Source organism: Acrocarpospora sp. B8E8 (assembly GCF_039871605.1).
Taxonomy (GTDB): domain Bacteria; phylum Actinomycetota; class Actinomycetes; order Streptosporangiales; family Streptosporangiaceae; genus Acrocarpospora; species Acrocarpospora macrocephala.
On sequence record NZ_JBDPLV010000183.1, the window covers coordinates 1 to 1,791 of the forward strand.

General features: G+C 68.5%; 3 protein-coding genes. 1 reads left to right on the forward strand and 2 read right to left on the reverse strand.

The annotated features are described in order from the left end of the window. Positions 1-8 precede the first annotated feature (8 nt). The gene (locus ABGB08_RS54445; protein ID WP_347608437.1) at positions 9-674 is read right to left on the reverse strand and encodes a TetR/AcrR family transcriptional regulator; all 666 of its coding nucleotides are present in this window, start codon (positions 672-674) and stop codon (positions 9-11) included. Between the two features lie 109 nt (positions 675-783). On the opposite strand from ABGB08_RS54445, the gene ABGB08_RS54450 reads away from it, so the two are divergent. Further along, on the forward strand, positions 784-1,731 hold the full coding sequence (locus ABGB08_RS54450) for an SDR family NAD(P)-dependent oxidoreductase (RefSeq protein WP_347608440.1): 948 nt from the start codon (positions 784-786) through the stop codon (positions 1,729-1,731). Here the strand turns inward: ABGB08_RS54450 and ABGB08_RS54455 are convergent. Beyond that, the coding region (locus tag ABGB08_RS54455) for a VOC family protein (protein WP_347608443.1) at positions 1,683-1,791 on the reverse strand (109 nt) is incomplete at its 5' end. The two genes, ABGB08_RS54450 and ABGB08_RS54455, sit on opposite strands and share 49 nt — an antisense overlap.

Consider the following 1,791-nt stretch of genomic DNA (forward strand, 5'->3'; position numbering starts at 1 on the left):
AACGCAGGTCAGCGGCGGGGTAGCACGCCCAGGAGGGTTGCGGTCAGGGCCAGCTTCAAGGAGTCCTTCAGCTCCAAGTGGAAGCGGGCCAGGTCGGGCTCGGCCTGGTAGGCCGCCTGCAGGCTGGGTGGGGGTGTGCTGTACGCCGACAGCGCGCCGGCCATGACCATGGTTTGCAGGCTGAACAGTGTTGCGTTCTCGCCCAGCTCCGGCAGGTACTTCTGGATCAGGGCGGTCATGGTTGTCAGGCGGTCCAGGGAGGCGCGCTTGTAGCGTGCGACGACCTCGACGGAGACGTTGTGTTCCAGGACGCTGCCCTGTGCGCCGAAGAGGTCGCACAGCACCACTCGGCCGGAGAGTGAGCGGCTGAGGATCTCGGCCACCGCTGCCGCTCGCTCGGCCATGGGTAGATTTTCGTCGATGCCGGCGGCCAACTTGCCTGCCAGTTCCGTCAGCCACTCCTGCAGGAAGTGGTCCAGCAGTTCTAGCAGCACCGCCTCGCGAGACTCGAAGTAGCGCAGCACGTTCGGCTTCGCCAGGCCTACCCGGCGGCTGAGCTCGTTCAGGGTGACCGCGGCCACAGGCATCTCGTCGAGCATCGCCGACGCCATGTCGAGGATCGCCCGTCGGCGGATCTCCCGCTGCTCTTCGGTTCGCGCCCGCTGGAAAGTCACGATCGCCAGCCTAACTTAGGTACCTGCGGTACGTTGACAACGTACCGAAAGTACTTTAACGTCGTCAGCACAAGATACCTTCGGTACGTTAGTTAGTTGGGAGCCTGACATGAGCAAGAAGTGGACGACGGCGAACATTCCAGACCAGCGCGGGCGGGTGGCCGTGGTGACCGGGGCCAACACCGGACTGGGGTACGAGACCGCCAAGGCGCTCGCCGAGCGCGGGGCGTCCGTGGTGCTCGCCGTGCGCGACGTCGAGAAGGGCGAGCAGGCCGCGGCCCGCATGACCGGCGACGTGACCGTGCAGGCGCTGGACCTGACCTCGCTCGACTCCGTCCGGACCGCGGCGGCGGCGCTGCGGTCCCGGCTCGACCGGCTCGACCTGCTGATCAACAACGCCGGCGTGATGTACACCCCGAAGCAGACCACCCGGGACGGCTTCGAGATGCAGTTCGGCACCAACCACCTCGGCCACTTCGCGCTCACCGGGCTGCTGCTGGACCTGATGCTGCCGGTGCCCGGCTCGCGCGTGGTGACGGTCAGCAGCATCGGCCACCGCATCCGGGCCGCGATCCACTTCGACGACCTGCAGTGGGAGCGGTCGTACAGCCGGGCCGCCGCCTATGGTCAGTCCAAGCTGGCCAACCTGATGTTCACGTACGAGCTGCAGCGCCGGCTCGCCACGCACGGCACCACCGTCGCGGTGGCCGCGCACCCCGGCATGTCCAGCACCGAGCTCGCCCGCAACACCCCCGCGGCCCTCCGGCTTCCGCTCACCTGGCTCGCGCCGCTGATCACCCAGACGCCGGCGATGGGCGCGCTGCCGACCCTGCGCGCCGCCACCGACCCCGCCGCGCTCGGCGGCCAGTACTACGGTCCCGGCGGACGCAACGAGGTCATGGGCCACCCCCGGCTGGTCACCTCCAGCCCGGAGTCGTACGAGGTAGCCGTCCAGCAGCGGCTGTGGGCCGTCTCCGAAGACCTCACCGGGGTGAAGTTCCCCGTCGTTCAGTCCAAGCAGAACTCGTTTCCCTCCGGATCGGCCATCACGATGTAGCCCGCGCTGGTAGGAGGCGCCGGCTCGTCGCGGCGCAAGCGGGTGGCGCCGAGACCGACG